The organism is Pseudoalteromonas sp. SR43-7 (assembly GCF_014163785.1).
Lineage (GTDB): Bacteria > Pseudomonadota > Gammaproteobacteria > Enterobacterales > Alteromonadaceae > Pseudoalteromonas > Pseudoalteromonas distincta.
In genome coordinates this window covers 17,532-40,537 of sequence record NZ_JACJDY010000019.1, presented here as the reverse complement: position 1 = coordinate 40,537, position 23,006 = coordinate 17,532, and the positions used below count along the sequence as shown (strand labels likewise).

General features: G+C 38.2%; 21 protein-coding genes, 1 tRNA gene and 1 pseudogene. 17 read left to right on the top strand and 6 right to left on the bottom strand.

The annotated features are described in order from the left end of the window. Window positions 1–12 precede the first annotated feature (12 nt). From ptsP to H5087_RS14415, 16 genes are all read left to right on the top strand, one after another. Complete coding sequence (gene ptsP / locus H5087_RS14490; RefSeq protein ID WP_002958703.1) at window positions 13–2,277, top strand: phosphoenolpyruvate--protein phosphotransferase; 2,265 nt, start codon at window positions 13–15, stop codon at window positions 2,275–2,277. A gap of 90 nt (window positions 2,278–2,367) precedes the next feature. Then, a complete protein-coding gene (locus H5087_RS14485; protein ID WP_182672522.1) occupies window positions 2,368–3,177 on the top strand; it encodes a sulfite exporter TauE/SafE family protein in 810 nt (269 codons plus the stop codon). Between the two features lie 13 nt (window positions 3,178–3,190). Next, window positions 3,191–3,994 carry a prolipoprotein diacylglyceryl transferase gene (lgt, locus tag H5087_RS14480; RefSeq protein ID WP_182672521.1) on the top strand — a complete coding sequence of 268 codons (804 nt, stop codon included), beginning with the start codon at window positions 3,191–3,193 and terminating at the stop codon, window positions 3,992–3,994. Window positions 3,995–4,007: 13 nt separating this feature from the next. Further along, a complete protein-coding gene (locus tag H5087_RS14475; protein WP_182672520.1) occupies window positions 4,008–4,859 on the top strand; it encodes a thymidylate synthase in 852 nt (283 codons plus the stop codon). A 23-nt stretch (window positions 4,860–4,882) separates the two neighbouring features. Continuing rightward, window positions 4,883–5,761: a UTP--glucose-1-phosphate uridylyltransferase GalU gene (gene galU, locus H5087_RS14470; protein WP_007583126.1), complete on the top strand. Its 879-nt coding sequence runs from the start codon at window positions 4,883–4,885 to the stop codon at window positions 5,759–5,761. 652 nt (window positions 5,762–6,413) lie between these two features. Beyond that, window positions 6,414–7,097 carry an SPOR domain-containing protein gene (locus tag H5087_RS14465; protein WP_182672519.1) on the top strand — a complete coding sequence of 228 codons (684 nt, stop codon included), beginning with the start codon at window positions 6,414–6,416 and terminating at the stop codon, window positions 7,095–7,097. Window positions 7,098–7,466: 369 nt separating this feature from the next. Beyond that, window positions 7,467–8,021, top strand: coding sequence for an SPOR domain-containing protein (locus H5087_RS14460; protein ID WP_182672518.1), 555 nt, complete (start codon window positions 7,467–7,469; stop codon window positions 8,019–8,021). A gap of 115 nt (window positions 8,022–8,136) precedes the next feature. Further along, window positions 8,137–8,739, top strand: coding sequence for a DUF4402 domain-containing protein (locus tag H5087_RS14455; RefSeq protein WP_182672517.1), 603 nt, complete (start codon window positions 8,137–8,139; stop codon window positions 8,737–8,739). Window positions 8,740–8,742: 3 nt separating this feature from the next. Then, the gene (locus tag H5087_RS14450; RefSeq protein ID WP_182672516.1) at window positions 8,743–9,225 is read left to right on the top strand and encodes a DUF4402 domain-containing protein; all 483 of its coding nucleotides are present in this window, start codon (window positions 8,743–8,745) and stop codon (window positions 9,223–9,225) included. A 10-nt stretch (window positions 9,226–9,235) separates the two neighbouring features. Continuing rightward, window positions 9,236–10,066: a molecular chaperone gene (locus tag H5087_RS14445; RefSeq protein ID WP_182672515.1), complete on the top strand. Its 831-nt coding sequence runs from the start codon at window positions 9,236–9,238 to the stop codon at window positions 10,064–10,066. Between the two features lie 34 nt (window positions 10,067–10,100). Next, complete coding sequence (locus H5087_RS14440) at window positions 10,101–12,998, top strand: hypothetical protein (protein WP_220491583.1); 2,898 nt, start codon at window positions 10,101–10,103, stop codon at window positions 12,996–12,998. Window positions 12,999–13,008: 10 nt separating this feature from the next. Beyond that, entirely contained in the window at window positions 13,009–13,638 is a 630-nt protein-coding gene (locus H5087_RS14435; RefSeq protein WP_182672514.1) for an SPOR domain-containing protein, read from the top strand. 56 nt (window positions 13,639–13,694) lie between these two features. Beyond that, window positions 13,695–14,288 carry a FlgO family outer membrane protein gene (locus H5087_RS14430; RefSeq protein WP_182672513.1) on the top strand — a complete coding sequence of 198 codons (594 nt, stop codon included), beginning with the start codon at window positions 13,695–13,697 and terminating at the stop codon, window positions 14,286–14,288. Between the two features lie 13 nt (window positions 14,289–14,301). Further along, window positions 14,302–14,994 carry a FlgO family outer membrane protein gene (locus H5087_RS14425; RefSeq protein WP_182672512.1) on the top strand — a complete coding sequence of 231 codons (693 nt, stop codon included), beginning with the start codon at window positions 14,302–14,304 and terminating at the stop codon, window positions 14,992–14,994. Between the two features lie 7 nt (window positions 14,995–15,001). Next, a complete protein-coding gene (locus tag H5087_RS14420) occupies window positions 15,002–15,670 on the top strand; it encodes a FlgO family outer membrane protein (protein ID WP_182672511.1) in 669 nt (222 codons plus the stop codon). 72 nt (window positions 15,671–15,742) lie between these two features. Then, window positions 15,743–15,817: transfer RNA gene (locus tag H5087_RS14415), tRNA-Arg, on the top strand. Window positions 15,818–15,987: 170 nt separating this feature from the next. Here H5087_RS14415 and H5087_RS20180 read toward each other — a convergent pair. Next, window positions 15,988–16,128: pseudogene (locus tag H5087_RS20180) on the bottom strand (VOC family protein); the annotation flags it as partial. 351 nt (window positions 16,129–16,479) lie between these two features. On the opposite strand from H5087_RS20180, the gene H5087_RS14410 reads away from it, so the two are divergent. Continuing rightward, entirely contained in the window at window positions 16,480–17,010 is a 531-nt protein-coding gene (locus H5087_RS14410; RefSeq protein ID WP_182672510.1) for a hypothetical protein, read from the top strand. Window positions 17,011–17,239: 229 nt separating this feature from the next. Here H5087_RS14410 and H5087_RS14405 read toward each other — a convergent pair whose 3' ends face one another. From H5087_RS14405 to H5087_RS14385, 5 genes are all read right to left on the bottom strand, one after another. Next, window positions 17,240–18,328 carry a hypothetical protein gene (locus H5087_RS14405; RefSeq protein WP_182672509.1) on the bottom strand — a complete coding sequence of 363 codons (1,089 nt, stop codon included), beginning with the start codon at window positions 18,326–18,328 and terminating at the stop codon, window positions 17,240–17,242. 76 nt (window positions 18,329–18,404) lie between these two features. Further along, window positions 18,405–19,277, bottom strand: a complete 873-nt coding sequence (locus H5087_RS14400) for a polysaccharide lyase family 7 protein (RefSeq protein WP_182672508.1) — start codon at window positions 19,275–19,277, stop codon at window positions 18,405–18,407. A 316-nt stretch (window positions 19,278–19,593) separates the two neighbouring features. Continuing rightward, window positions 19,594–20,526 carry an exopolyphosphatase gene (locus H5087_RS14395; RefSeq protein ID WP_182672507.1) on the bottom strand — a complete coding sequence of 311 codons (933 nt, stop codon included), beginning with the start codon at window positions 20,524–20,526 and terminating at the stop codon, window positions 19,594–19,596. A 145-nt stretch (window positions 20,527–20,671) separates the two neighbouring features. After that, window positions 20,672–22,120 (bottom strand): dihydrolipoyl dehydrogenase, encoded by a 1,449-nt coding sequence (locus tag H5087_RS14390; RefSeq protein ID WP_182672506.1) that lies wholly within the window; start codon window positions 22,118–22,120, stop codon window positions 20,672–20,674. A gap of 81 nt (window positions 22,121–22,201) precedes the next feature. Further along, a complete protein-coding gene (locus tag H5087_RS14385) occupies window positions 22,202–22,930 on the bottom strand; it encodes a glutathione peroxidase (RefSeq protein ID WP_002961336.1) in 729 nt (242 codons plus the stop codon). Between the last annotated feature and the right edge of the window lie 76 nt (window positions 22,931–23,006).

The following is a 23,006-nucleotide window of genomic DNA, read 5'->3' as shown; positions in this document are numbered from 1 at the left end:
AAGGAGCAGGGTATGCTGGCTACACTGAGATCTATTGCGGAGTCTGTATCGCGACAAGCGAATTTAGACAGCGCATTAGTGTGCTTTGTGCAAATGGTTAAAGATGCCATGAAAACCCAGTGCTGCTCCATTTATTTTGCAGATTACAGCCAAGACAATTTTGTACTTATGGCTACCGAAGGGTTAAATCCTGATGCGGTGGGTAAGTTTAGAATTGGGTTTACCGAAGGCTTAGTGGGCCTAGTAGCGCAACGCGAAGAACCTATTAATATTGCATTTGCTAAATCGCATCCTCGCTTTAAGCTCTCTCCCGAAGTAAATGAAGAAGGCTACAACGCTTTTTTATCTGTACCCGTTGTTCATCAAAAAAAAGTACTGGGTGTTATTGTTGTTCAACAAAAAATGGCACGTGTATTTAGCCAAGACGAAGAGTCGTTTTTAATAACGCTTTCTGCCCAGCTTGCTTCACAGTTAGCGCATGCTGAAATTAAAGAAATACTCCGCCAAGATGAGTCATCTCATCAAACGTCTGTTTTAAAAGGCGTATCGAGCGCGCCTGGAATAGGTATAGGGCAAGCATTTGTTGTATTACCAAAACTCGATTTTAAATCTATTGAGCTTTTAAAAGACAGTGACGTTACTGAGCAGCGCCGTTTGTTTACACAAGCTGTAGCTGCAACGCGCAAAGAATTTAATACCCTATCTATGACGCTAAGCGATTCTATTCCGCACGAAGCTCTTGCGGTATTTGATGTGTATCAACAACTGCTTGACGCTAAAAGTTTAGGGCATAATGTTGAAATGCAATTACAAGAAGGCTGGTGTGCTAAAAGCGCCCTAAAAATTGTAATAGAGCGTTTAATATCTCAATTTAATGCCATGCAAGACCCTTATATAAAAGAGCGTGCTGTTGACGTTAAAGATATTGGCCTTCGTGTATTACATCATCTTGTAAATACCGAGCACGCTGTTAAAAATTATCCGGCCAATACTATTTTAATTGCTAATACCTTAACACCCGCCATGCTTGCTGAGGTGCCAAAAGGTCACTTAACAGGCGTTGTAAGCGTAAATGGCTCTGCAAATAGCCATGCTTCTATATTAACGCGTGCGATGGGGATCCCTGCCATTTGGGGTATAGAAGATTTACCTCTATTGCAGTTTAATGGCAAACCGATGATTTTAGATGCATTTGCTGGGCGTTTATATATATCGCCTTCGCAAATGTTGATGGATGAATACACAGAGTTACAGCATCAAGATAACCTACTTAATAACCGCTTTTTAGCAGAGCAAGACTCTGAATCAATTACGCTTGACGGTGAGCATGTTAGCTTATTATTAAACGCAGGCCTTGAGCTTAATACCGAGCAAAGTAGCGCGCATATTTGTGACGGTGTGGGGCTTTACCGTACCGAAGCGTGGTTTATGCAAAAGGGTCAGTTTCCTTCGCAATCAGAGCAAGAAAATTGGTACCGAGAAGTACTAACTAGCTATCATCCTAATCCTGTGGTTATGCGTACATTGGATATTGGGGGCGATAAGGTACTCGATTACTTTAACATTACCGAAGAAAACCCATTTTTAGGTTGGCGTGGCATTCGTATTAGCCTTGATCACCCAGAGTTATTTTTAGATCAACTAAAAGCGATGCTTAAAGCCAATATTGGTTTAGGCAATCTAAAAATAATGCTCCCTATGATCAGCGGCACTGAAGAAGTTGATGAGTCACTTGCGTTATTTGAACAGGCTTACTTTGAGTTAAGTGAAAAATACCCAGAGCAAACCATTGAAAGACCCGACATAGGGATAATGCTAGAGGTACCTTCAAGTGTATTTATGCTTCCAGAGTGGTCAAAAAAAGTCGATTTTTGCTCAGTAGGTAGTAACGATTTAACACAGTATTTATTAGCAGTAGACAGGGCTAATGCACGAGTTGCCGAACTTTTTAACCCTTATCACCCGGGCGTACTCAGGGTACTAAATAAAGTAGCGCGTGAATGTGAGCAATATGAACTGCCATTTAGTTTGTGTGGTGAACTAGGCGGCGATCCTGAAGGGGCTATTTTGCTTATTGCCATGGGTTACAGGCGCCTTAGTATGAATTTATCATCGCTTAATAAAGTTAAATGGGTACTTAGGCGTTTAAATGTTAGTGACATGGAACAACTATTAAGTGAATGCTTAGCGCAATCCACAGCCAAACAAGTACTACGTTTAACGCGAAGCTTTATGCTAGAGCATAAATTAGGTGATTTGTTTTACACTCCCAAATAAGCTTATACGCCTAATTAATTGCAATACACAGATGCTATTAGTTTTATAATCCTTTAATATATAAACCTTAAAAGGGTATTTGAGATTACTATGTATGACTTAGGTTTGTTAGTCGCAAGCTGCGCACTACTAGGCTGTATTGTTGGGTTTTTAGCTGGGTTACTAGGCATTGGTGGCGGTTTAATTATCGTTCCAGTTCTAAGCACTCTGCTACTGTCATTTAATGTAACGTCAGCTGATCATGTATTAGTAATTGCTATTGCAACCTCACTCGCTTCTATTTTATTTACTTCAACGTCTTCAGCGCTGGCTCATCATAAAAATGATAACGTGCCTTGGGATATTGCCCCATGGGTTATGTCGGGTGTGGCTTTAGGTGCACTTATTAGTGGCTTTGCAGCAAGTTTAATCCCTGAACAAATATTGCGTACAGTGTTTGCTATAAGTGTTGTATTTATTGCAACAAGAATGGTGCTATCCGCGCGTAATAAACCGATGTCAGATAAACCGTTACCAGCAGGTCCTATTTTAGGTGGATTTTCTGCGATAATGGGCGGATTATCAGGTTTAATTGGTATTGGTGGTGGTGCTTTAATAGTACCTATGCTTAATTATTTTTCGGTTGATATAAAAAAAGCAATTGGCTGCGCAGCCGCGTGCGGAATTGTTATAGCATTATTTGGCTCTATTGGTTACATCAGCGCAGGCTGGCATGTTACCGATTTAGAGCATGGTTTTGCTGGGTTTGTTTATTTACCTGCATTATTTGGAATTGTTATTACCTCGTGGTTTGTTGCGCCTATTGGCGCTAAAGCAACTCACTATTTACCTGTTAATACAATTAAGAAAGTTTTCGCGGTACTGCTTGTAGTTATCGCAATTAAAATGGTTTTTAGCTAAAGGTTTATTTTTTATGGCACTTGAGTTTCCTCAAATTGATCCAATTATTTTTTCTGTTGGACCGCTAAGCGTACGTTGGTATGGCTTAATGTATTTAATAGGTTTTGCATTTGCGATGTGGTTTGCAAATCGTCAAGCATCAAAGCCAAATTCGGGTTGGACTAAAGAGCAAGTAGGCGATTTACTGTTTTACGGCATGTTGGGGGTAATACTAGGCGGGCGTATTGGCTACGTATTGTTTTACCAGTTTAGTTACTTTATAGAAAACCCACTGTATTTATTTAGAATAGATCAGGGTGGTATGTCGTTCCATGGTGGAACACTTGGCGTTATAACCGCCGTCGCAATTTTTTCGTGGACGCGTAAAAAGTCGCTTCTTCAAGTGGGCGATTTTGTTGCTCCACTGGTTCCAGTAGGGCTTTTAGCTGGACGGATTGGTAACTTTATAAACGGTGAATTATGGGGTCGAGTTACCGACGTGCCATGGGCAATGGTATTTCCAACGGGCGGTCCGCTTGCGCGTCACCCATCGCAATTATACGAAGCATTTTTTGAAGGCTTAGTACTGTTTTTAATCCTGCAATGGTTTATTAAAAAACCGCGCCCAGCAGGCAGTGTAGCCGGAGTGTTTTTATTAGGCTATGGCGTGTTTAGATTCTGTATTGAATATTTCCGCCAACCCGATGCACAATTAGGTTTATTTGCCGACTTTATATCAATGGGACAAATACTTTCGTTACCAATGATTGTAGGTGGTTTAGGCTTATTAATTTGGGCATATAAACAACCTAAACAAATAACCACAGCTAAAGCATAATAAGAAGTAACGCATGAAACAATATTTAGAATTATGTCAGCGTATTGTTGACGAAGGGCAGTGGGTCGAAAATAAACGTACAGGTACGCGTTGTTTAACCGTTATCAATGCTGATTTAGAATACGATGTGGCTAATAATCAGTTTCCGATGATCACTACACGAAAAAGCTACTACAAAGCAGCGATTGCTGAATTGCTAGGATATTTACGCGGTTACGACAGCTCTGCGCAATTTCGTGAAATTGGCTGTAAAACATGGGATGCCAACGCGAACGATAACAACGCATGGCTTAATAATCCTAACCGTAAAGGTGAGGACGACATGGGGCGTGTTTATGGCGTACAAGGCCGTGGTTGGCAACGTCCAGATGGTTCAACACTCGATCAGCTTTCCAAAGTTATTAATAACTTAAAAAATGGCATTGATGACCGTGGTGAAATAATTACGTTTTATAATCCAGGTGAGTTTGAGCTTGGTTGCCTGCGCCCGTGTATGCATACGCACACTTTTTCGTTACTTGGCGATACGCTATATTTAACGTCATACCAGCGAAGCTGTGATGTGCCACTTGGCCTTAATTTTAATCAAATTCAGTGTTTTGTATTGCTTGCGTTAGTGGCTCAAATTACCGGCCACAAAGCGGGTAAGGCGTATCATAAAATTGCTAATGCACATATTTACGAAAACCAACTTGAACTGATGCGAGACGTGCAGTTAACGCGTGAGCCATTTGATTCACCTCAGTTAAAAATTAATCCAAAAATTAAATCATTAGAAGACATAGAAACGTGGGTAACACGAGACGACTTTGAAGTAACAGGCTATCAATGCCATGAAGCGATTCAATATCCATTTTCAGTATAATAAAAGATTAAGGAAAACATAAAATGAAAGCAGTGATCCCAGTAGCGGGCCTTGGTACTCGTATGTTACCAGCCACTAAAGCAATTCCTAAAGAAATGCTGCCAGTGGTAGACCGTCCTTTAATTCAATATGTAGTAAACGAAGCCGTTGCTGCAGGCATTAAAGAAATAGTGTTAGTAACTCACTCAAGTAAAAATTCAATCGAAAATCACTTTGATACAAGTTTTGAACTAGAAGCTACTTTAGAAAAGCGTGTTAAGCGGCAACTACTTGCCGAAGTGCAAGCAATCTGCCCTAAAGACGTAACCATTATTCACGTACGCCAAGGTGAAGCAAAAGGCTTAGGCCATGCTATTAGTTGTGCAGCGCCTATTATTGGTAACGAACCGTTTGTAGTTATTTTACCAGATGTAATTATTGATGATGTAGAGAGCGATCTTAAAAAAGATAACTTAGCAGAAATGATCGCTAATTTTGAGAAAACCAAGCACAGTCAAATTATGGTAGAACCAGTACCAATGGCACAAGTTAACCAGTTTGGTGTGGTTGATTTAGGTGATGTTGACTTAAAGCAAGGTGAAAGCTCGCCAATTCTTAATATGGTAGAAAAGCCGCCAGTAGATGAAGCTCCATCAAACTTAGCTGTAGTGGGTCGATACGTATTAAGCGAAAATATCTGGCCGTTACTTGCGAAAACTCCGCAAGGTGCAGGCGACGAAATTCAATTAACTGACGCAATTGCGATGTTAATGGAACACGAAAAAGTAGATGCATACGCTATAAAAGGCCGTAGCCACGATTGTGGAAGTAAAATTGGTTACTTAAAAGCAACGATTGAATTTGCACTTCGTCGCGATGAATTTGCCGATGAATTAAAATCATTTATTAAAAAACTGATTTAACAGTTAACGTAAAACATGAAAGGCGCCTATATCGGCGCCTTTTTTATGAGTTTTATCAGGGCCTGTTTATCTTTTGAGGTTAAATTTGCAGCAGGCTGTTTGGTATTTAGGCAAGGCAGAGCCTATGTAGTGTGGTTATTCCCCATAAATAGGCGATAACGTAGCATAGATGCCAAACATGCGCTGCCCGAAGGGTTCTGCCTCGGGGCAATTTACTCTTTGTTGCCTACATGGATGTAGGTAAGGGGCGTGAGCAGGACGCGGAAGCTTTACTCGGTTTTTACTTAGCCCACTAGGTTACAAACCTCGCGCCGCGATTAAATGGCCCCTAGATTGAACAAATTTTAATCATGAAAGGTCAACAGGCCCTAGAATAAAATAAGGAAAGGAGTAGCTCTAAAATAAAAGTTTTTAAGTCATTACAGACATATTGTTATTTATGTTGTAAAGTTTGTGTTAACTGGCATTGAATTTGTATTAAATAATGTTCTCAAGGAAGGGTGGGAGTATGCAACGTTGTGTTTTACAAAACACTGACAAGCATGCGAAGAGCTAAGTTTTATAGCTCACAGCTTAAATAAAGTTAAACGCTTTCTTGTGAGAATGTTTAACTGAAATGTAGTGAAAACACTGCTTTCAGGACAGCAAATACATGTTTATATATAAAAAAAATAACATTGGGCTTTTACTTAGCTTGCTAATGCTTTTATTTGGCACAGCATGCAGCGTTACGCCTGAAATAAAAACCATTGACGAACAACCTCAAAGTAACTCGCCTGACTACGTCTCAATTACTGCCTTGGAGCTTGCTCAGCTAAAAGATGCTGCAATGCAGTGGCAACAAGCACGCGAAGGTATAGAGCGAATCTTAAGGTTAGAAAAAGAAATAACTTACCTCGTAAATCATATTGATATTATAAACAGCAAAGCTATTGCGCAGGCTAATCAAGGGTATAGCAGCCAGTCTGTACGCTCACCTCGAAACACACGTAATGTTAAATCACGCCAACAAGTTAAACAAAACTACAGCAATAAAAAACAAGCTGTAAAATTAAATAAACCAAAACATGTATTTGCTTTGCAGGTAGCTTCAGTTGACTCAGAGCAAGGTGTGGCTAAAGCATGGCAAGAGCTAAATACTAAAGCAGCACCGTTGTTTAGAGACAAAATATTGACTAACGTAGAAACCGCCAAAATAAACAACAAAATGTTTTACAGGCTAAAACTTGGCTCTTACCAAAACTTTAAAAATGCAAAAGCAGACTGTGACGTATTCAAGCTGTATAAACTCGATTGCATAGTAAGTAACTACACCGATAAGCCAGTAAGGCTGTAGCCCGTATTACGTAATATCAATCTGTAATAATACCTAATCAATCTTGGGGATTAAACCTGACGCAATTATCGCTAATAATTTTGATATACGAGTGCACGGAGGCAGTAGCTAGATCAATACAGCAATAATTAGTGATAGTAATTAAATAACGCAATTTTGTTTTGTTATCAACTCGGTTTTCTTACTTCAAAATAGACTACTTAATTAAAAAGTTGCTATAAATTGGCGCAAAATTTGCTTTGATTTATTATCTTGGTTAGTAGAGTGCATTTTGCAATGCGGTATTTTAAGTCTTGTCATTTAATATCAGTTTTATTCTTATCTTTTAATTTATATGGATGCAGCAGCGCAACTGTAAATAACGAGAGCGTGCAGCATTCTTTAATAACTGATAAACAAGTAAAAGAGTATGTTTCGCAGTGGCACTTACAACAAGAAAGCATTGGTCGTTTAACTGCTATGGAAGATGATTTACAGCTATTAATTATGGCGTTATCGTCTCAAAGTGAATTAACTGAAAATCCTCCTTTACTCATGCAAAGTAAAACCGATATCACCTATGGTAATCAGCCTTCACAGAATTTGGAACCGACGGCACTAAATAACACTCCCGAAGTAAAAACACCAAACTTACAAAATTCAGAACTCACCTTAACAGATGAAACTAAAATTGGAGCACAGCTTGGTTGGTATTTAAAGCCAGAGCTTGTTAGAGCAAGAGTCGAAAGGCTTAAGCAATTATACCCTAGTGCATTTACTCAATTTAATTTTACTATGTTTGAACGTAAAAATAATAATATGACTTTGTATGGATTACGTGTAGGTCCATTTAAAAACGATGCTCAAGTAAGTACGTTTTGTTATTTAGCTAATCAGCTTGATCAAGCATGTAATATTGCTGCTTTTGTAGGGAAACCAATATAATTAAAAAATTAGACCTTTTAAACTTATATAGTATTAAAGTATTTGTACTAGTAGTCGATACTAACTATAGTTGGGCAAATATTTGATAAAGCCCATTTTCTTATAAGGATTTAGCATGAAGTTTTATTTATCTGCATTAGCTGCAGCCACCGTGGTCAGCTCGTTTAGCACTTATGCTGCTACAGAATCATTTGAAGCGAAAGTAACGGTACAAAATGCTGTAGTACTCACAAAAGATAACGATTTAAATTTTGGTACTATTCGTGCTATTTCAGATCCAACAGGCAGTGAACAAGCGACGCTGACAGTTAATCCTGATCCAGCTGCGAGCCCTGTTACTTCACAAGATAATCCAGTTGGTAACGCTGCGAGTATCTCAATAATTGAAGATGGTGAAGCTGGCGCTTTTAGTGTGTCAGATGTCGTACCAAACTCTATTTTAACCATTACAGACCCAGTAAATACTTTAATACTACCTTTAGCTGGCCAAGGGTTAAATGAACCTGATTTTACTGTAGGTGCTTGGACTTACTTTATAACAAGCGGAACAAATGCAGGCGCGCTTTATACGCAAGGTACTCCTAACCTACAAGCTAGTGCTGATGGCACTGTATCATTTAATATAGGCGCGACTCTTTCTACTTCTTCAAACGCATCAAGTGTGGATTACCCTGATGGTGAGTATTCGGGTAGCTTTAATATTGAAGTGTCATATTAATTAGTGTTTAAACAAGTAATGCGCTTTTTGTATGTTTATGCTTGGCTTTCGTTAACGTTTAGCGAGCAAGTTTATAGCGCAAGCATACAGCAAGAGGCGCTTAATTTTGGCACTTTAGTTATCCCTCAAAATAATACCTTAAGTTCTATAACCATTAGCCATGAGGGTGAAATAACCAAATTTGGTAATATTTACGTATTAACTGAGGGTAATCCTGCAGAACTTTTATTTACCGATTTACCTCCTCTTACTCAAATATCGTTTAACAAAACGAGTGACAGTACATTACAAAGTGAAGTACTTGGGGCTAATAGTGCCAAGTTTTCGGTTGTATTAGTGGATTTACCAAGAACGCAGGCTAGCGATGAGTTTGGAGAGCTTCTACTCAAAGTAGGTGGCCGTTTAATAACGACAGGGACTAGCCAAAGTTACTTAGATGGTCGTTTTATTACCGACACCCAATTAGAAATTACGATTGATTACTAAAGGACAAAACATGCTTTATAAAGTTGTAGTGCTCCTCGCACTGAGTGTATGTATTTTAGGAAAAAATGCATACGCAAATTTACTTATCTCTCCAACCCGTATTAGTTTCGATGAACGTCAACGAACCGCTAAAGTTACCGTAATTAATACGGGTAATGAATATCAAACATATCGTGTTTTATGGAGTGAGAAACAAGCGCAACCTAGCGGTGGCTACATACAGTTGGCGGAGGCTACAAGTGAAAGTTTAAGCTCAATGGCACGTTTGTCACCAAAACAAATGCGTTTAGCGCCTGGTGAAAAACAAACAGTAAAAATAGCAATACGTAAACCTAAAGATCTGGCTTCTGGTGAGTATCGCTCTCATCTTTTATTTCAAGCATTGCCGGGTGAAAATACTAATAAAACAAGCTCAATAAAAGTTAATATGATTATGAGCTACAGCATTCCTATTTTGTTACGTAAAGACATGAAACAGCCAGAAGTTACTATAGAGCAAGCTAAGGTAGTACTAAATGAAAGCAATCAACGTCCTCAGTTTTTATTGAATATAAAACGAGAAGGTATGTTTAGTACCTACGGTAAATTGAGTGCCTACTTTGTTAATAGTAATAACGAGCAAGTTAAAGTTGCAGAAATTGGTAATTTAAGTATTTATCCAGAAGTGGATAATGCATTTGTTACTCTTAGTTTATTTAGTGACAAAAATTTAGATAAAGCAGGAAAAGTTATTTTTAAATATGAAGGCAGTCAAGAATATAAAGACCTTACATTTGCACAATACACTCTGCCTTTAACCTCACAATCAATTAATGCTTTAACAGTGAATGAGGCTAAATAATTTATTGTATACACTATTACTAAGCATAAGTAGTTTGCTTAGTAATAGTGTAATTGCTAATCCCAATTCTTCCGTAGGCGATGCTTTAACAACACTGCGCGCAATTGAATTAAAGCTAACTAAGCCCGTGGAAGCAATTAATTATAAAAGCAAAGAAAATCAGCAACAGCGTATCGCTACAGGCGAGTTATTAATACTTTCGCTTTATTTAAACTCATACTACTTAGGTGAAGTTGCAGCAATTAAAAGCGAGCAAAGTGTACAAGTTAGTTTAAGCGACTTATTTGATATTTTACAGTTTGCAATGAATGTTGATGCTAGCAATCGAATTGCTCAAGGTGTTGGAGCAAATCAACAACCTCTTTCTCTAAATGCAGCGGTGACACCCGCAGTATTTACTAGTCCTACACAGAGCTACTTATTAGCAAAAAATCAAATTACCATTGAAGATGATATTTATGTAGATATTCAAAGTTTACATAATGCTTTAAATCTAGAGTTTAATATTGATTACCCAGATTTAGAATTACTTATAAGCTCAAAGAGCCCCTTACCAGTTGAACAACAAAGATATAGGCAGTCGCGCAATCTTAAATCGCCTAATAAAAGTTCGCCACCAACGCTGCCATGGAAAGCTAGCCCATATAAAGCGCTATCTTCTCCGGTTGCCGACTTACAACTAAATTTTACCGCGAACGATGATAGACATTCTACGAACTATTCACTTTTAGGCACTCAAGACTTTGCGTATTTATCTGCAGAGTATTTTTTGTCTGGACGAAGTACTGACTTACTTACCAACTCTAGGTTAACGTTTACAAAGCAAAACTTAGACAAAGAAATAAAAAACAGCTTAATGCCTACTGAAATATCTTTTGGTGATGTCATCGCCACGCAAGTTGGTAATAGTTACAGTAGTCAGTATGCCCGAGGTGTTAAAGTTTCTAATAATGTTACCAATAGAAAAATAGTCAATAATCAAGTTAACTTAAGCGGTGCTATACAGCCAGGTTGGGATGTAGAACTGTATCGTAATGAAATATTAATAGACCAGCAGCTTAGCCTCGCAGATGGACGTTATATTTTTGATAATATAGACCTATTATTTGGAGCTAATAATTTTGAGCTTATTTTTTATGGGCCTCAAGGTCAAGTTGAGCGCAAAAGTGATTATTACTTTGTGGACGGAAATCAACTTAAGCAGGGACAAGGTAACTATGAATTGTCGGTTACTGAACAAGGCAAGCAATTATTAAATAACAATGTTTCAAGTTCGCAGGGGCAGGGTTGGCAAGTTGCGGGTAGATATGAGCAAGGGCTTACAGATAATGTATCTGTATACACTGCTACATCAGGTCAAAAAAACACAGACGACGATCTACTTAAGTATGCATTTGGTACCAACATAAGCTTATTTGACCGATTATTATTAAATGCGAATGTTGAAAAAAATAATAACAATGAACAAGAATTTGAATTTACAGCCCGAACTCAAATTGCCGAACAATCACTACTTTTTAGCGCTACAAATCGTACCGACGAACAGCAGCAAGATTTTAACAGCTACCAAATAAATTTAGCTGGTGGGCTAATGAATAATACTTATGGACGCCTTTCTTATCAAAATAACGTCCTATATGACGATAGTGATACTAGAGGGCGTTTTAAACAAGTACGCAACCAGTTCAACTACTCATACTCAGGATTTGCACTAAGTAACCAATTGCTGTGGCAACAAGACGATAGCTCTGAGGGTACTTTTGGAGCAACACGTTTTCAAAAGCGCTTTGGGAGAACCTACACAAGGTTTGGTATAGATTATAGTATATCGCCAGTAAGTGAGCTTGTTAGTTACGAGGCTGAGTTTAGCCGCAACTTGGGCCGAGATTTACAAGCGGAACTTACTTTAACTGATTCACTTCGTAATAATATTCAATCGGCAGAATTAGGGCTCAATTGGCAAAGCGATAAGTTTAGTTTAACGAGTAACTTAAACTACAACAGTAACGATGATTGGCGGCTCGGTATTTATAGTCGCTTTAGCTTAGGTTTTGATGTTGAACACAATACATATTTTGCCTCTAAGCGCACCTTAACTAACACGGGTAGCTTAATGTTACGCGTATTTTTAGATCAAAATAATAACGGTATTATGGATGATGATGAGCACGGTGTTGGTGGCGTAAAAGTAAAAGGCGTTCACAATTATCGTCAAGCAATTACAGACGAACACGGCGTTGCACTATTAACTTCAATGCCAGCAAATCGTACAACAGATATAATACTTGATAGAAATAGTTTTGAAGATCCGTTTTTAATACCAGCTAACGAGGGCTTTTCTATTACACCAAGGGCTGGTTTAGTTGAGTATATGGACTTCGCATTAAATAATGCCAGTGAAGTGGAGGGAGTTGTTTATCAACAAAAAGGGGAAACAACACAGATCCAACCCTTTGCAACTATAGCGCTGTTGAATGAGAAAGGGGATCAAGTTGCACAAACTCAAGCAGCATATGATGGCTATTATTTATTTACAGACCTTAAACCGGGGCAGTATAAAGCAGTAATTGATGATGAATATAAACAACGCAAGCAGCTAAAAAATACTCAAAATATAACAGTTAATTTATCGGCTCAAGGAGATGTAGTAATGGGTGTTGATTTAACGTTAAAGGCGCTCAGTGCAACAACAGGAAGCATTGCCAATGCAGGAAGTTTTAATTCGTTAAATATTTTAAAAATTTATTACCGTTTAATAGCACCACGTATAGAGCAGCAAGAAGCTTTTTATATACATGATAAAGCTAAAAATAAATTTATTTTAGCCTTAGCGTACGCAACAAACAGTTCGCCAGCGCTTATCTCTGTATGCGACTCAGTAAAAGCGCAAGGATTAAAGTGTGTTGTTGAAACGCATAAAATACTTCATTAAAGGAATTAGGATGAAAAGAGTTCAATGTATATTTTTAATCAGTGCAATGTTGCTAAGTTATGGTTGTGCGAACAATAAAGCAATTGATAATAGTGCTACTCAGACCAACGTAACTGACGAAAAAAGCTACGTAAAAATAACAAAGCAGGAACTTGAAACTCTAAAAATGAGCTCCCAGCAGTGGCAAAATATGAAGCCAGAACTTGCGCGTTTATTACTTATTGAAGAAGACTTAAGCTTACTAATATTACAACTCAATACAATTGCAAAAGAAAATGAGCAGAAAAACGCACCAGTAATAAAAGCAGAAAGTGTTAATACCAACACAATTAATCGCTCCAATTTACAAGTAACAAAACCAGTTAATCCCAAATTTGCTTTACAAGTGCTTTCAATAACGCAAAAAGAACAACTCTCTTTAGCTTTTAGGCAATTACAGAAAAAGCTTCCTAGCTTACTAGGCGATAATTTTGTGATGAATGTTGAAACAATAAATGTAAAAGGAGTTATGTATAACCGCTTAAAGCTAGGCGCATATATAGACAAAAAAAACGCCATGGCTGACTGTCAAAAATTAAAGAGCCAAAATATAAATTGTTTAGTTAGTTATTACGTAGATCAGCCCTTTATCGCACAATAGCTAAGTCGGCATACAAATTGCTTTATCTTCAGTATGTTTTGAAGAGGATGGCAATTATGCGCCTTTTACTGCCTTTATTATTTTTAAATTTAGCTGCTTGTAACTTGGTGCCACCACCAGAACCAAGTGTGCCTACAGACGCACCTAAAGCAGCCATGGCTCCTTTTACGGTTAATGACTATGTAGTTAATTTAACGTCGCAACTTAACCATCTAAATGGAGCGTTAAATGCTAATGCACGTGTTGGCGTTAGTAGCTTCTTTTATGCAGATGCACTAGATACAAAATTAGTGACAGGGCAGGCCTCAGGCTTAAGTCAGCAGATCCAAGAAAGTCTGCTTACACAATTTACTCAACTGGGTTATCACACCGTTGAGTACAGACTTGGGGATAACCTCTCTTTATCAGAAAATTCAGACAGTATTTTAAGTCGCGATTTAAGCAAATTACGTAATCGCCAAAATATTGACTTAGTTATCACCGGCACAGTGACTCGCCAGCAGCATGCATACATAGTTAACGCACGGCTTGTGAATATAGAAAATAAACAGGTGCTCTCTGCGGGAAGTACCGAGATCCCAATTAATGTAATGTGGGGCAATGAGAAAATTCAGCAGCGTGACGGACTTTTATACCGAAGCGAATACTAATTTGGAGCACAAAATGAAAAACCTATTAATTACATTATGCTTACCACTGGGCTTTGGTTGTTCTCAAATACTAGGCACAATGAATACAGACACCACACCAACACAAAGTGAGCAAAGTAACCAACTAGTGAGTAACCAACGCGACGTTGCATCGCCTGTTTCTGACGATAACTTATTTCAGTCAGGAATGGCTCCACAAGATAACTACACAAAAGCAACACCGCCAATGCGCAAAAATATTAACCACTATGTGCGCGGCATAATGCAAGACATGGTTGAAAACTTACAGTACGTAAGTGAACAAACACCGTTAGCTGTTTCGAGTTTTATTTTTTTAGATGAAGACTACAACGATGGTAGCTTACTAGGAAACCAAATTGCAGAAAGCTTCATGCATGAACTACACAGCTTTGGTGTACCCGTTATTGATTTTAAAACAACTGATTATATGCGTGTCACCTCAACAGGCGACTTTGTATTTAGTCGCGACTATTTAGAGCTAAACCAAGATCAAAACTTTAAATATGTACTAGCCGGTACGCTTGTAAACCATCAAGGTGGTGTACTTGTTAATGCACGTATTGTTGGGCTAGAAAGTAAGGCCGTAGTAGGTTCTGCACAAGGGTTTATTCCACAGTCGGTTGTTGATGCGCTTAATAGTAGTTATCGCACTGATGGCATAATGTTAAAACAAGCAAGCAAGTGAGATAATTATGTATAGTAAATTATTTAACCGCTTTATCGTTTTTTTTGCTTTAGCTAACTTAGCCGGTTGTGCCTTCACTCAAAATAATGAAAGTGCCGAAATTAATACATCTTCAACCACACAAGTAAATTATGACCTAGCAAGTATGCGTAAAATAGCCGAGCAAAAATCAACTCAAAACGATGCTAACGGCAATCAATTTACACCACTTCAGCACCATAAAACACTTGCTAACTATGTGGAACAAATGGCACTTGATTTGGTTGATACGCTTGAATTTGAAAGTGATACCAACACCAATATTAATATTGCCGTTACTACTTTGGTCGATCTTGATTCGTCGCTTACTAAAAGTAATCAATTGGGTAATCAAATTTCTGAAACGTTAATTCATCAGTTACAAAAGTTTGGTTATGGCGTGGTTGATTTTAAAACAACCCAAACAATAGATGTAAATAGCCGTGGTGATTTTGCTTTCTCGCGCGATATTGAAAAGCTTAGCGAAGATCAAATGGCGAGCCATGTATTAGCGGGTACTTTAATTTATCGCAGTGATGCTGTTGTTGTAAATACACGTGTAATTAACGCGCATACAAAAAAAATTGTCGCGAGTAGTCGAAAACTAATCCCAATTTACGTACTAAATAAAGAAGATATATACTTATCAAGCAATTAAGTTCAGTTGTCGCTTGATATAAAAAACCAGATGCCGTTATAATTCACACCCCTAAGCACACAGCTTGTTTGTGGCCTCTTAGTTAAATGGATATAACGGCCCCCTCCTAAGGGGCAGTTACAGGTTCGATTCCTGTAGGGGCTACCAATTAATCAATAAGTTAGACTTCTTACTCCTTTTTTTAATTTCTGTATAGCGCATTTATAGCAGCGTAAATTGAAATTTAAAAAAGTTCATAGATGTCTTTTTATTAAAGTGGCTCAACTATATTCAAGACTATCTTTGACATAAAAGATAGTTACAACATTAATCGTTTGTTAGATACATATTTCCACACGCCAAGGTGGATTAGCCCGGTTTTCACCTGCCCAATAAAGTTTAATTTTATTATCAGACGAATAATGTAAAACAGCTTCTTGCAATAAATAACTCTCAGCTGTTGGCTCTTGGTCGAAATTATTACCTCTAGACTTTAATTAATTGAGCCTGAATTACCGATTATAGATCGAAACCGAAATACGGATAAGTGCCATAATGCGACATACGTAACTTGTTTTCACATGACTTAAATCAATTTAAATAATTTAAGTTACTAAATTATATTTAGTGAAGAACCATAGTGTAATTTATCAAAAAAATGTCTCCGTAGCCCGCAGTACAAATTTTCTGAGTAAATATAATCATCATTACATATTTGCTTACAAAACCATATTAGTGGAAAACCTTCGACGTGATAGGGTGTAAGAATCGCAAGACTGACTTTTTGCGCACTAGTAACTATCGCAGATAATTCACAAGGATGCTTTAAAATGTATAAAACCAAAGACTCTCGTTCATTGCTAGTCATTATGGTTATTGCCTACGTAGTAGCCTACTTAGCATACCAGCACTTCAACAGCGGCGTTCCTTCGCATCATTTACTGAATGACTCTAGCTTACCTGCAATATCCAACTGGTGGGGAGTAATAATTTTACCCGTATTGAGCTGGATACTAGGGACGTTTATAAATAAACAGTACGGTAAGATCTACCCAAAACACGTTTGGTTTCAACTTGCTGGAGCCGGTCTTTATGCACTCGTTAACGGCGCACTGTTTTATGCTGGTTATGTAGAATTTGTTTCGATGCTAGCGCTACCCTCAATTCTGGTAGCAGCTGTTTTTTTTAGGATTTATAAACCCGCTTATTTTCTGGGGTATGCTGTTGCGGCAAGTATAGGCTTTGGCCCAATCATTCCAATTATTGGAGGGGGAGTTTTTGCAGTTATTGGCTACATTGTTTTTAATTTTATTCGACCTCTGCCTAATTATTTAATAATACTACTTAATAAAAATAAGTAATTTGTTGCGCTATTACGAAGCTTTATGGAAATACAATAAAATATCTCATCTCTATTGGGTCAAGTTCTTTGAATGCGCTCCTTAATCTAGAGAAAAGTATGCTCTAGCTTTTGGTCACATCCGTTTACCCTTTCGGAATAATGCCTGGTGCAAGTGCTTTAGCAGTAAACTCTCACCTGTACTATTTGAGTATGAGTCCACCATTGCAATGGCATTAGTATTTGCCTGCTTAACTTTTAATTTGTTTATATTCTTGGTTGGTAATATAAAACAACTCTTTTAGCGTGCTTTGTGCTGCCTGGTTTAGCGGGTCTGATTGATTACTCGCTATGTTTAATAACAGTTCTTTGATCTGATTTGAGCGCGGTACAATGCCAGTGTGAAGCCCACTTAAAATCTCATGGCGTGTTTCAATATCATAGTTAGAATCTATAAATTGGCTTGCCATATGCTCTCGTTCTTCGTTGTTGCTAAATTTTAATGCGTTATTAATAAGTTGGCTGTGGTTAGTAGTATTACTAGTCGCTAATAGGTTATTTATTCGCGTTAATACTTGCTCTTTTTCGTAGTCATCCATATGAAAAGGTTTTAATAAAGTTAATGCATCTAAAACAATGTGCTCAGAGTCTTCAGCGTAAATTGCGATATCAGCAAGGGCAGTTTGAATACGTGGATTTTCAATATTATTATTTAGATTTGCGGCAAGTAATAAGAACTGTTCTTGTGATTTAATATCATCATATTGACTAAGCTCAAGTGCAACATTCGTTAAGGCAAGGCTACCTTGGTGTTCAGGTAGTTCTTGTAAAATAGATACAATATGATGAAACTCTTTTGACTCAAAACTGAGTGTTCTCATATGATCAATTAAGTTAGCTTGTTCATCGGGAGAGGTGGCGAGTAAGTTTTTAAATGAATCGAGCGCTTCTGCTATTTCACCTTGGTCAGCATAATTTCCCATTTCAGATAATATAATCACTTTGTTTAGCATTGATATAGCATCGTAGGAGTCACTGCTTTGAAAGTGAGCCTCAACAGGGTTAATAAAACTTTCACTGGTATGGTTTGGAAGAACTTTTATTTCGCTTTCTTGCGGCTCATTTAGGTTTTTATTAGCTAGGCGAGTATCTAATTTTTCGTGGTTAGTAAGTGTGAGTTGTTGAATGTTTTTTACTTCATACGATTCAACTTCTCCCGTAAATGAGTCAAATACATCTAATAAAGCAGTTGAATAACCACATAGAAACGCGAGGGCCATCAACGTTAATGTAGTCGATTTACTTTGCCGTTTTGTTGCTTTGTTTTTGCTTTTTGTCATGATTGTGCTTATTCATAATTTATATTAGTGCTAAGTAAAGCTCGTCGTATATTTGACGAGCTATGCATTACTACGATTAATAAAACTTTAAGTTTTTAGTTGCTACTTTTGCGCTACCATCTGTGTTTATGTAAACACCTGTTTTGAGATAGAGTTTTTTATTTTTCCAGTCAGCGTTATTTCTTAAATCGATAGAGCTTCCAGTTTTTACTTCTGATTTATTGCCATCACCGTCTTCATCGTAAATATCTTTACGTGGCAAGTTAATATATGAGTTGTTAACCTTTAATCTCAGCTTTCCGTTGAATAAACCAAGTCTATAAGTTTTAAACGTTTCGTCGTAATTACCTACGTAAATATGTGTGAAACAATCTGTTCCTGAGCAGTTCATGGTTCTGCGAAGTGAAAGGTAGATCCCTTCAGGCGAGTTGTTGTATGCGTCTTTTTGTTCGCCTGCTGCAGCCCATTTAAGTGCGGCTAATGGCCCTTTTTGTCCACTTTCATCTACGTGCACTTGCGCAAAAATTGCTTTTCCTAGGTTTGATGATTTAGATACAAATTTTGAATTAATTCGGATGTAGCGGCTTGATGATGTATTTTCGCTAATTTTAAACTCGCGTTCTTCACGAAGCTCTGATCTATTACTATCACCCGATTCATAAAAGTAAAGAACGGAGCCATCTGAAGTTGTATAAAAATGGTCATTTTTCGAACTGCTGTTTTTAATTTGGCTTTGTGAGTAGCAAGTTGTTGAGCTTGGGCCAACCTGTAACTTAGCTTTTCGTACTTCTGTACGTTGATTGCCAGAAACATACCCTGGTGCGTAAGAGCCGCTAGGGGCGTTACCACTGTAGTTACATGATGCCATTGCTTTGCCAGATGAAGCACCTAACAAAAGCACGGCGAGTACCGATATTGCAGATATAGTTGTTGTGTATTTGTGTTGCATTGTATTTTCCATTAATTGGTAATAATTAATCTTGTTTTTGGTAAGGCTTTAAGTGAAAACCTTGCTGTCCAATATGTTATCTTCTCATTTACAAATTGGCAACAACAAGTTGTTCTTATATTTGGTACTAAATATTTTTTGTGAATACGTGTTTATTTATAGCAGGTAGGCAAGGTGTTTAGGTTATATGGTACAAAAGTGAGTAAAGTAGTTAGTATACAAAAACAAAATGAAGGAGAAGTAATTGATATTAAATATTACAAAAAAAGCGAGTAAGCGTTAATTTACTCGCTTTTACATAATGAAATATTAAAGCCTAGCCATCACTAGTAATCGTATCGATTAACTCACTAAGCACGGCTTCAGCTTTACTTGTTTCTACTTGGCAAGTACCTGCATTTAAATGACCACCACCGCCGTATTTAAGGCACAGTTCGCCAACATTCGTGTTTGAGCTGCGGTTAGTGATTGATTTGCCAACGGCATACACTACGTTTTGTTTTTTAAGGCCCCACATTTTATGAATCGAGATATTGCAGTCGGGGTACATGGCATAAATAACAAATCGGTTTGTGGCGTAAATTGTTTCTTCTTGGGTTAAATCAAGAACCACTAAGTTCTTATGAACGGTAGCGCATTGAGAAATTTGCTCTTTAGCTTTTTCGTTATGCTCGTTATATAAAGCAACACGCTCGGCTACGTCTTCCATTTGTAGGATTTCTTCGATGCTTTGATCTTTACACGCATCAATCAGTTTCATCATTAATTGGTAATTTGAAATTTTAAACTCGCGAAAACGACCAAGGCCAGTTCGCGCATCCATAATAAAGTTCATTAAGACCCAATCGGTTGGGTTTAATATTTCGTCTTTTGAAAACTGAGCAGCATCGCCTTTGTCTACCGCGTCCATCATTTCAACAGAAATATTCGGAAGTTTTTCAGCGCCGCCATAATAGTCATAAACTACGCGAGCTGCTGATGGGGCTTTTGGGTCAATAATATGGTTTTTTATGTCGCTTGAGTTGCGAACGGTTTCGCTAAGGTGATGATCGAATGCTATATGACAGCCTGCAACGTAGGGGAGGTTGGTCGTAATATCGTTTTCGGTAATGTCTATTTTGCCATCTTGCATGTCTTTTGGATGAACAAATAAAATATCGTCAATTAGGTCTAAGTCTTTGAGCAATACGGCACAAACTAAGCCATCAAAATCGCTGCGAGTGACTAGTCTAAATTTATTATTGGGCATAGCTATTCCATCTTTTTTAATTGAATTATCAATTAAGTGTAACAGCTAAAATTTTTTTTGAGAGGTCAGCTTAAAAAAATTATAAAAAAAGCCAAAACGTTAGTTTTGGCTTTTACTTAGCAAGTTTGTATGTGTGGCAAATAGGTTATGCGCCTGGACCACATTCCATACATGAATTTACAATATCTGGGCCAAATTTAAGTTTGGCGTTTAAGTCGCGAAGGGCGGTACGTAGCCCTTCTTCAATGACTGGGTGGTAAAATGGCATATCAAGCATTTCTGGTACGGTCATTTTGTTTTGTACAGCCCATGCTAGTAAGTGAGCGATGTGTTCGGCTTGTGGGCCAATAAATTCTGCACCTAAAAATAAGCCTGTACCTTGCTCGGCATATACACGCATATGACCTTTGTTTTTAAGCATTACTCGGCTACGGCCTTGGTTTTCAAAGCTTACTTCGCCTACTTCAAAACAACCGCATGGGCCTAATCGGTCAGTAATTTGCTTGTAGCTTTCGCCTACCATTGCTATTTGTGGGTCGCTAAATACAGCTGCAATTTTTGCTCTGCGCAGACCTATACGTACATCTGGGAAGCGCCCTGCATTTTGACCTGCAATAGCACCTTGGTCAGATGCTTCGTGTAACAATGGGAGCATGTTACTTGCATCGCCTGCTATAAATATGTTCGACTCACCACACTGCATTGTATGTGTGTCTGCGTGCGGTACGCCGCGTTCATCAAGTTCAATGCCTGTGTTTTCAAGGCCTAGTTTATCTACGTTAGGTACTCGGCCTGTGGCTGCAAGTACGTAGTCAAACTGTTCGGTGTGTTTTTCACCTTGTTTGTCGGTGTAAGTTAGCTGTGCTTTGTCGCCAACTTGCATCATGTCAGATACGTTTGAGTCGGTATCTACAAAAAATTCTTCAGCAAAAACAGTATTTGCGTAGTCTTTTACTACTGGATCTGTAAGTGGGCCAATTGCGCCGCCTACACCAAATAGTTTTACATTTACGCCTAGTCGGCTAAGTGCTTGGCCAATTTCAAGACCTATTACACCAGGGCCAAATACAGCGACTGATTCTGGTAGGTCATCCCAATCAAATACGTCGTCGTTTATAATAAGTTTGTCACCAAAGTTATTAAATACGCCAGGGTATGAAGGGCGTGAACCGGTGGCAATTACAAAGCGTTTTGCTGTAATAATTGTATGGTCGTCTATTTGTACGCGGTTTGCGTCTAAAAATTTAGCGTAACCACGAATTTTATCACCATCTGGTAATTCATCTACGGCTTCTACTACGAATCCTGCAAAGCGATCTCGTTCACTTTTAACGCGTGCCATAACTGCTTTGCCATCAATGACAGGCTTTGAGCTATGAACACCAAATGCAGGTGCCATTTCAATTGCGTGTGCGGCTTCGGCGGCTGCAATCAATAACTTGCTTGGCATACAACCAACACGTGCACATGTGGTACCGTATGGGCCTGATTCGATCATTAATACATTTTGTGTGAACTGTTTAGCATTACGATAAGCACTTAAACCAGCAGTGCCAGCGCCTATAACAACAACATCGGTTTGCAATTCTTTCATAGTGGTATCCTTTATTATTTTCAATCTAAGCGATGAGATTGATATAGAGGGGCGCGTACGCCCCTGCTATTTTTTACTTAATTAAGCAAAGTATTTTTCTAAGTCGTCTGAACCACCGATGTGTTTACCACCAATGAATATTTGTGGAACAGTGTCACGACCAGATACAGCTTTTAGACTTGTTAGTGATGCGCCAGCACCCATAACAATCTCTTCATATGCGAAGCCTTTTTCAGCAAGAAGCTCTTTTGCTTTTTTACAAAAAGGACAGCCAGGTTTAGTAAAGATGCTTACAGGTTCTGGTTTAGCTTGCTTAGGGTTGATGTAATCAAGCATTGTGTCTGCATCAGATACTTCAAACGGGTCACCTGGTAAATCTGGTTCGATGAACATTTTGTCAATCACGCCGTCTTTAACCAGCATAGAGTATCTCCAGCTGCGCTTACCAAAGCCTAGGTCGTTTTTGTCTACTAGCATGCCCATGCCGTCAGTAAATTCGCCGTTGCCGTCTGGTAATAAAGTAATGTTTTGCGCTTCTTGATGTTCAGCCCATGCGTTCATTACAAAGGTATCGTTTACTGATAAACATACAATTTCGTCAACGCCATTTTGCTTAAGTACGCCCGCTAATTCGTTGTAACGTGGTAAGTGAGTTGATGAACATGTTGGTGTGAATGCACCAGGTAGTGAAAACACTACAACCGTTTTACCTTTAAAAATTTCATCTGTTGTGACTGATTTCCATTCGTTATTTTGACGAGTTGCAAATGTAACACTTGGGACTGTTTGACCTTCGATATTGTTTAACATAGTTTTTTATTCCTCTTGATTTGTTGATAGCCATTATGGCGAACAATTAAATATAGTTCCAATCGTTTGTTTGTAT